At 71.7% G+C, this 8,206-nt stretch carries 7 protein-coding genes and 1 pseudogene; 6 read left to right on the forward strand and 2 right to left on the reverse strand.

Annotated elements, in window-relative coordinates; translation table 11 throughout:
• Nucleotides 1-98: 98 nt before the first annotated feature.
• A complete protein-coding gene (locus tag AB0C29_RS22575; protein ID WP_360823246.1) occupies nucleotides 99-1,469 on the reverse strand; it encodes a hypothetical protein in 1,371 nt (456 codons plus the stop codon).
• 299 nt (nucleotides 1,470-1,768) lie between these two features.
• Here AB0C29_RS22575 and AB0C29_RS22580 point away from each other — a divergent pair, with 299 nt between their 5' ends.
• The 6 genes from AB0C29_RS22580 (at nucleotide 1,769) to AB0C29_RS22605 (ending at nucleotide 7,805) form a co-directional block, all read left to right on the forward strand.
• Nucleotides 1,769-3,346, forward strand: a complete 1,578-nt coding sequence (locus tag AB0C29_RS22580) for a phospholipase D-like domain-containing protein (RefSeq protein ID WP_360823249.1) — start codon at nucleotides 1,769-1,771, stop codon at nucleotides 3,344-3,346.
• Between the two features lie 70 nt (nucleotides 3,347-3,416).
• The gene (locus AB0C29_RS22585; RefSeq protein WP_360823252.1) at nucleotides 3,417-4,724 is read left to right on the forward strand and encodes a sensor domain-containing protein; all 1,308 of its coding nucleotides are present in this window, start codon (nucleotides 3,417-3,419) and stop codon (nucleotides 4,722-4,724) included.
• A complete protein-coding gene (locus AB0C29_RS22590; RefSeq protein WP_360823255.1) occupies nucleotides 4,712-5,365 on the forward strand; it encodes a response regulator transcription factor in 654 nt (217 codons plus the stop codon). Before AB0C29_RS22585 ends, AB0C29_RS22590 begins: the two co-directional genes overlap by 13 nt.
• Before the next feature lie 51 nt (nucleotides 5,366-5,416).
• Nucleotides 5,417-6,202 carry an ATP-binding cassette domain-containing protein gene (locus AB0C29_RS22595; protein ID WP_360823257.1) on the forward strand — a complete coding sequence of 262 codons (786 nt, stop codon included), beginning with the start codon at nucleotides 5,417-5,419 and terminating at the stop codon, nucleotides 6,200-6,202.
• Nucleotides 6,199-6,960 carry an ABC transporter permease gene (locus AB0C29_RS22600; protein WP_360823260.1) on the forward strand — a complete coding sequence of 254 codons (762 nt, stop codon included), beginning with the start codon at nucleotides 6,199-6,201 and terminating at the stop codon, nucleotides 6,958-6,960. The genes AB0C29_RS22595 and AB0C29_RS22600 overlap by 4 nt, the downstream gene beginning before the upstream one ends.
• Before the next feature lie 14 nt (nucleotides 6,961-6,974).
• Nucleotides 6,975-7,805: a MerR family transcriptional regulator gene (locus AB0C29_RS22605; RefSeq protein WP_360823263.1), complete on the forward strand. Its 831-nt coding sequence runs from the start codon at nucleotides 6,975-6,977 to the stop codon at nucleotides 7,803-7,805.
• Here the strand turns inward: AB0C29_RS22605 and AB0C29_RS22610 are convergent.
• Nucleotides 7,726-8,206, reverse strand: a pseudogene (locus tag AB0C29_RS22610) (methyltransferase); the annotation flags it as partial. The gene AB0C29_RS22605 and the pseudogene AB0C29_RS22610 sit on opposite strands and share 80 nt — an antisense overlap.

Consider the following 8,206-nt stretch of genomic DNA (forward strand, 5'->3'; position numbering starts at 1 on the left):
GCTGGGAACGCGGGCCAGCAAGGCCGGCGGGCCAGCAGAGCCGGAAGCGCTGGCAGTGCCAGCAAGGCCGGCAGCGCCAGAAGTGCCGGCAGGGTCGGTCAGTTGGGGAAGGACTTCGGGTCGACGTCGCTGGTCGAGGCGTTGCCGCCGATCACCGGGGTGAGGGTAATCGTCCAGATCGAGGCCGAGAACGACGTCGTGCTGAACTTGAACGTGTCGTCGAACTTGCTGAACGAGCAGTCCCGGGTGAAGCCCTTCTTGCCCTTGTCCCAGTCCTCGCCCGACGCCGTGTAGACGCGGTACGTGCCGTCGCGCACGCCCTTGGCCGTGAAGGTCGCGCCGCCTCGGACGTACACGGTCAGGACCGGCTTGGGCTTCTTGCCCTTGGCCGGGACCAGGCTGACCGTGGTGTCGTCCGCGCCGTTCTTGATCTTCAGGTGGCCGGAGCCGCCGGTGCTCGTGCGGGCGATGAACGTGCCGTTCTTGAGGCGGCGCTTGCTTTCCTTGGGCGCCGCCGGCAGGAACGTGCCGAACTTGAACGCCGGGTCGGCGGCCGCCAGCTTCTTCGCGTCCTCGCGGATGCCGTCGGCCCAGCCGGACTGGAGGACCGTCGCCCACGGGGAGGCGGCCGGGCATTCCTGCTTGGCCGAGGCCGACTCGTCGACCATGTCGCCGAGGCTCTGCAGCTCCAGGGTCAGCTGGCCGTGTGCGGCCGCCGCGGCGGCGGGTGGCTGGACGGCGCGCAGCTTGTCGGCCTCGGCGCGGATCGTGGTCACGGCCGTCGGCGCCGCCTTGGCGAAGGCCGCGCTGTCGGTGGTGGCGAGCTTGCGGAAGCTTGTGCCGATCGCCGTGTCGGAGGCCGCCAGCACCTGGGCGTACTGCTCCGGGGCGAGCGGGGTGGTGGACTTGGGGCCGGTGCTGCCGGCGGTCGCGGCCACGCCGTTGCGGTTGCCGGCCTGCGGGCTGTCGTCGTCGTCCCCGCTGAAGACGCGGACGATGCCGCAGCAGCCCAGGGCGAGCAGCACGACGAGGCTGCCGCCGATCACGGCATTGCGCTTGTTGTTACGCGGCGCGGCCTGCGGCGGCCCGGCGAAGGCCTGGGGCTGGCCGGGGAAGGGCTGGGGCTGGCCGGGAAAAGGCTGGCCGGGGAACGGCTGACCCGGGAAGGGCTGGCCGGGATGAGGCTGGCCGGGGTAGGGCTGGCCGGGCGGCGGGTAACCCGGACCGGCCGCGGGAGCACCCGGGTAGGGCTGCGGCGGCGGGAACGGTGACGACACCCGGATGGTCACGGCGACGTTGCCGGCGGTCGGGCTCTGCACCCAGACCACCGCCCCGTCGACGGTGCCGGGGGGCACCACCACGTTGAGCGGGCCGTGCGTCGGCGACCAGACGGTCCGGCTGGTCCCTGCTGCCGCCTCCGCCTGCGGGACCTCGATGACTGCGCTGCTGTACCCCGGATCCCCCGTCATGCCGACGAGTATGGGCCAGGCGCGCCAACCGGCGCTGCCCCATATCCGTCACATGCCACAACGGTTCGGTATCGGCAGCTCAGGACATCAGCAGCATCGCGCCCACGCCGGCGAGCACCAGCAGCAGCATGGCGATGAGCAGGCCGCGCTCCGAGGCGTCGGCCGGGGTGGCGGTCGAGGTCAGGGGCTCAGTGGTCATGGAGTGTTTCCCATCTCACTCGGGGACGCGTGCTTCAGCGTGCGTTCGGCCGTCAAGGGGCCTACGGTGAGGGCGTCGTCGACCTCGGAAGGGCTGCCCCGTGCCACTGGAGGACTGGTTCCTGACCGCGGACGAGCGTGGCAACCCGGACTCCGACATACCCACCTGGTGCACGGGAAACACCGCCGAGCCGCTTATTCACGGACGAACGTATTTCGACCGGTTGGTGAACGAGGTGGAAGCGCTGCGTGAGGGCGACCACCTGTTCTTCACCGACTGGCGGGGTGACCCGGACGAGCGGATGCGCGACGACGGGCCGACCATCGCCGAGCTGTTCGCCGCGGCCGCCAAGCGCGGCGTGGTGGTCAAGGGCCTGCTCTGGCGCTCGCACGTCGACAAGCTGGCGTACAGCGAGGAGGAGAACCGCAGCCTCGGTGACGACATCGCCGCCGCGGGCGGTGAGGTGCTGCTCGACCAGCGGGTACGCCGCGGCGGCTCGCACCACCAGAAGCTGGTGATCATCCGTCACCCGGACGAGCCGGAGCGTGACATCGCCTTCGCCGGTGGCATCGACCTGTGCCACAGCCGCCGCGACGACGCCGACCACCACGGTGACCCGCAGCCGATCGCGATGGCCGCCGCGTACGGGAAAAATCCGCCCTGGCACGACGTGCAGCTGGCCCTGCGCGGCCCGGTGGTCGGCGCCCTGGATCTCACCTTCCGTGAGCGCTGGACCGACAAGGTGCCGCTGGACCAGCACGGCCCGATCTCCACGGTCGAGGACAAGCTGCGCGGCGCCGACCTGCACGCCGACAAGCTCCCGCCGCAGCCGCCGGATCCGCCCGAGTGCGGTCCCTACGACATCCAGGTTTTGCGCACCTATCCGGCGATGCGCCCGCCGTACGGCTTCGCCCGGCTGGGTGAGCAGAGCATCGCCCGGGGCTACACCAAAGCCATCAAACGGGCCCGCCGGCTGATCTACCTCGAGGACCAGTACCTGTGGTCCAAGGAGGTCGCCCAGCTGTTCGCGGACGCGCTCAACGACAACGAGAATCTGCACCTGGTCGCGGTCGTCCCCCGGCACCCGGACGTGGACGGCCGGTTCGCCCTGCCGCCCAACCAGGTCGGCCGCGAGGAGGCCATCGAGCTGTGCCGCAAGGCGGCCCCGGAGCGGGTGCACGTCTTCGACGTGGAGAACCACGCGGGCACCCCGGTCTACGTGCACGCCAAGGTGTGCGTGGTCGACGACGTCTGGGCCAGCACCGGCAGCGACAACTTCAACCGTCGTTCGTGGACCCACGACAGTGAGCTGTCGTGCGCGGTGCTGGACAACACCCGTGACGAGCGGGAGCCGCTGGATCCGGCCGGGGAGGGTGAGGGCGCCCGCCAGTACGCGCGTGACCTGCGGCTCGCCCTCATGCGTGAGCACCTGGACCGCACCGACGACGACGGGCTGATCGACCCGGACGACGCGGTGCGCACGATCAGCGCCGCCGCCGACGCGTTGCGGGACTGGCATGCGAACGGCGAGCGGGGCCCGCGTCCCCCGGGCCGGCTGGTGCCCCACGAGACCGAGCGCCTGCCCTGGTGGCAGCGGTTGTGGGCGGTCCCGGCGTACAGGCTCATCTATGACCCGGACGGACGGCCGTGGCGGGCCCGCCGGGCCGGCACCTGGTAGTGCCAGGCATACCCCGGGTGTAGCCGTGGACGGCTGGGAACGACCCCGCGGCGGTCATTACCGTGACGCTGTGTCAACAATCGAGACTCCCTGGCAAGCCCTCCGCAGCCGTCACTACCTGCTCTCGTCGGGCCCGTGGCGCGCGATCCTCTACGGATTGACCACCCTGCCCCTCGCCGGTGTCGCCGGCGTCGGACTCGGCACGCTCATCCTGCCCTGGCTGGCCGCCGGCCTGCGGTTCAACGACGGCCGGGTGATCGACGGCCCGCTGCTGTTCGTGATGGTCACCGCCCTGGCGATGTTCGCCGGGGCGGGACCGCTGGTCGCGATCCCGCTCGCCGCCGTCGAACGTGGCCGGCTGGCCCTGATCGACCAGCGGCCCGTGCAGTCGGCCCACCGGCCGCTGCGCACGGACCCGATCACCTGGCTGCGGGTCCGCTATACCGAGGCGGCCACCTGGCGCGAGGTCCTCTACGGCGCCTTCCTGGGCCTGATCGTCCCGGTCGTCTACGGCATGTACGCCTTCCTCGCCCTGATCGACTTCGCTTTCCTGGTGAGCCCGTTGTTCGCCGCGTCCGGCACGGACAGCTGGCAGTTCGGGGTGTTCAGGGTCAGCACCCTCGGGCAGGCGATCCCGCTGGCGATCATCGGGCTGCTGCTGATCCCGGTCCTGGTCTACCTGCTCGGCCTGATCGCCGCCGGTCAGGCCGCCACGGCGCGGGCGCTGCTCGGCGACCGGGACGGCACGGCGTTGCGGGCGGTGGCGCAGTCGCGGGCCCGGCTGGTGGACGCGTTCGAGGCGGAGCGGCGGCGCATCGAGCGGGATCTGCACGACGGCGCCCAGCACCGGCTCACCAGCCTCACCCTGCAGCTCGGCATGGCCCGGCTGGACGTGCCCCCGGACTCGCCGGCCGCGGCGCCCCTGGCCCAGGCCCACGACGAGGCCAAGGAGCTGATGGTGGTGCTGCGGGAGCTGATCCACGGCATCCGGCCGCAGTCGCTGGCCGACCTGGGTCTGCCCGCGGCACTGCGGGAGCTGACGGTCCGCTCGCCGCTGCCGGTGACGGTCACGGTCGCGGAGGGCCTGCAACGTCCGGCTCCGCACCTGGAGAGCACGGCCTACTTCGCGGCCTCGGAAGCCCTGGCCAACGTGGTGAAACACGCCGCGGCGAGCCGCGCCGATCTGCTGCTCGCGCAGGCGGGCGACATGCTGGTCCTGGAGGTACGCGATGACGGGCACGGTGGCGCCGACCCCGCCCACGGCACCGGGTTGACCGGGCTCGCGGACCGGGTGGCCGCCGTCGGTGGCCGCCTGCTGCTGGCCAGTCCCGCGGGTGGTCCTACCCTGATCCGGGTGGAGCTTCCGTGGCAGAGCTGATCCGGGTGGTGCTGGCCGAGGACGGTGTGCTGCTGCGCGAGGGCCTGGTCGGGGTGCTGTCCCGCTTCGGCTGCGCGGTGGTGGCGGCGGTCGGTGACGGCCCCGGGCTGCTCGCGGCGGCCGCTGAGCACCGGCCCGACCTGGTGATCACCGACATCCGGATGCCACCGACCTTCACCGACGAGGGCCTGCAGGCGGCGGTCACCCTGCGCCGGGAGCAGCCGGGCCTGGCGGTCGTCGTGCTGAGCCAGTACGTGCAGGAGGAGTATGCGGCCGCGCTGCTCGACACCGGTGACGGCCGGCGGGTCGGCTACCTGCTCAAGGACCGTATCGTCGACGTGCAGGAGTTCATGACCTCGCTGCAGACGGTGGTCGGCGGCGGCACGGTGGTCGATCCCGAGGTCGTACGCCGGTTGCTGCGCCGGCCCAAGGACCCGCTGGCGGCGCTGTCCCCGCGCGAGCGGGAGGTGCTGGGGCTGGTCGCCGAGGGCCACTCGAACTCGGCGATCGCGGCCCGGCTGTTCGTGACCGAGGCGGCCGTCGGCAAGCACGTGGGCAGCATCCTGGCCAAGCTGGACCTGCCGCCGGCCGAGGACACCAACCGGCGGGTGCTGGCCGTCCTGGCCTATCTCCGGGCCTGATCTCCAAAACGCTTGACCCTGACGCTACGTCAACCCTGGACCCTGGGTGCCATGAGCACCTCACCCATGAGCGAACCCGCGATCCAGCTGCGGGGCCTGGAGAAGTCGTACAAGGAGCTGCGCGTGCTGCGCGGCGTGGACCTCGACGTGGCGCGGGGCAGCATCTTCGCGCTGCTCGGCTCGAACGGGGCCGGCAAGACCACGGTGGTGAGGATCCTCTCCACCCTGCTCAAGGCCGACGCCGGCAGCGCGACGGTCAACGGGTTCGACGTCACGACCCAGGGCGGCGACGTCCGCCAGTCGATCAGCCTGACCGGGCAGTTCGCCGCGGTCGACGAGATCCTCACCGGGCGGGAGAACCTCGTCCTGGTCGCCCGGCTGCGGCACCTCAGGAATCCGGGGACGATCGCGGACGACCTGCTGGCGCGGTTCTCGCTGACCGAGGCGGGCGCCCGGCGGGTGGGCACGTACTCCGGGGGCATGCGCCGCCGGCTGGACATCGCGATGAGCCTGATCGGCGACCCGCCGGTCATCTTCCTCGACGAGCCGACCACCGGGCTGGACCCGCAGGCCCGCCTCGAGGTGTGGCAGGCCGTCCGTGAGCTCGCCGAGGGCGGCACGACCGTGCTGCTCACGACCCAGCACCTCGACGAGGCCGAGCAGCTCGCCGACCGGATCGCGATCCTGCACGAGGGCCGGATCATCGTGGACGGCACCCTCGACGAGCTCAAGCGGCTGCTGCCGCCGGCCAAGGTCGAGTACGTCGAGAAACAGCCCACGCTCGAGGACGTCTTCCTCACTCTGGTCGGCACCGCCACGAAGGGCGAACAGCGATGAACAAGCACTTCCTCGGCGACACCGCCGTCCTGCTGGGCCGTTCGCTGCGCCACATCGTGCGCAGCCCCGACACCATCATCACCACGGTGGTCACGCCGATCGCCATGCTGCTGCTGTTCGTCTACGTCCTCGGTGGCGCGATCCGGACCGGGACCGGGTCGTACGTGAACTACCTGCTGCCCGGCATCCTGATCATCACGATCGCCTCGGGCATCTCCTACACCGCGTACCGGTTGTTCCAGGACCTGCAGGGCGGCATCTTCGAACGGTTCCAGTCGATGCCGATCGCCCGGGCGTCCGTGCTGTGGGCCCACGTCCTGACCTCGCTGGTCGCCAACATGATCTCGCTCGTGGTGGTCCTGCTGGTCGCCCTGGTGATGGGCTTCCGGTCGGGTACGGGTGTGCTGGGCTGGCTCGCGGTCGCCGGCATCCTGGTCCTGTTCACCCTGGCGCTGACCTGGCTCGCGGTGATCCCCGGCCTGACCGCGAGCTCGGTGGACGGCGCCAGCGGGTTCGCCTACCCGCTGATCTTCCTGCCGTTCATCAGCTCGGCCTTCGTGCCCACCGAGTCCATGCCGGGCCCGGTCCGCGCCTTCGCCGAGAACCAGCCGGTGACCTCGATCGTCGACACGCTCCGGGCCCTGTTCACCGAGCAGCCGGTGGGCTCGGACATCTGGACCGCCCTGGCCTGGTGCATCGGCATCCTGGTCGTGACCGTGGCCTTCGCGATGCGCACCTACCGCCGCCGGATCAGCTGAGCGAGGATCGGAGCATGCTCACGATCGGCCAGCTGGCGGCGTACGCCGGCGTCACCGTGCGGACGGTGCGGCACTATCACCAGATCGGGCTCCTTCCCGAGCCGGAGCGGGACGCGTCGGGCTACCGCCGGTACGGCGCCTCGGCAGCCGTGGCCCTCATCAAGATCCGCACGGTCGCGGACGCCGGCGTACCGCTGTCGCAGATCGGCCTGATGCTGCAGGCCGACGCCGACGCCCTCGCCGATGCCGTCGAGAAGATCGACAACGACCTGCGCGAGGAGATCGAGCGGCTGGAGCTCAGCCGCAAGCGGATCGCGCAGCTCGCCGCCGGCGACGCTCTGGTGCTCCCGTCGGAGGTCATCTGCTATCTCGACCGGCTGCGCGAGCTCGGGGTGTCGCCGCGGATCCTGGAGGGCGAGCGGGACGGGTGGATCCTGCTCGCGGCCCGGTGGCCCGAGCACATGCCCGCGGTCATCGCGGACAAGCTCGCCGAGCTGGAGGACCCGCAGCTCGTCCGGCTCTACCGGGTCCTCTCGGAGGTCGGCGACAGCAGCGCCGACGACGAGTCGCGCCTGGCGGAGATCGCCGACCTCATGGCCGGCCTGCTCGACCGGGCCTACGCCGCCGGCGAGCCCGACCTGGGTACGGAGTGGCAGGACGAGATGCCGTTCGACCTGATGAACAATCTCGCCGCCGAGGCCGATCCGCGGATGCCGCGGATCGTGGAGCTCATGCGCGAGCGCGGCTGGGACGGCTGGACCCGCCTCAAACGGGTGGACCAGGGCGCTCCGGGCGCAGCGACCAGGCCGCCGGGGCCCAGATCGGCGCCTGCGGGTCACCGGTGAGCTGGAGGGTGATCTGCCACGCCCGCATCGACGGCCGGCCCGCCGCCTCCCAGCGGTCGATGATCGCGACCGCCTCCTCGCCGTACCCGATCGCCTGGTCTCCCCCGGCCAGGACCGAGCCGTCCGGCAGGATCGCCGCGCCGCCGGTGCCCGGCTCGTCGAGCAGGACCACGCCGCTGACGTCCCGGTCGGGCAGCGCAGCGTGGGTGGCCCGGCTGCTCCACACGCCGGCCGCGTACCAGAGATCACGGTAGGCGTAAGAGCCCAGCGGCGGGTCCCAGCGCGGCGGTGCGAACGGCGCGAACGCGGTCAGCGCGCCGGTCGGCACCGGATGCGGGTGGGAGCGCGGATGGGCGGCGGTCAGCGGGCCGGCGGCGCTCATGAACCCGGACGGGCAGATC

Source organism: Actinoplanes sp. NPDC048791 (assembly GCF_040650095.1).
GTDB lineage: Bacteria > Actinomycetota > Actinomycetes > Mycobacteriales > Micromonosporaceae > Actinoplanes.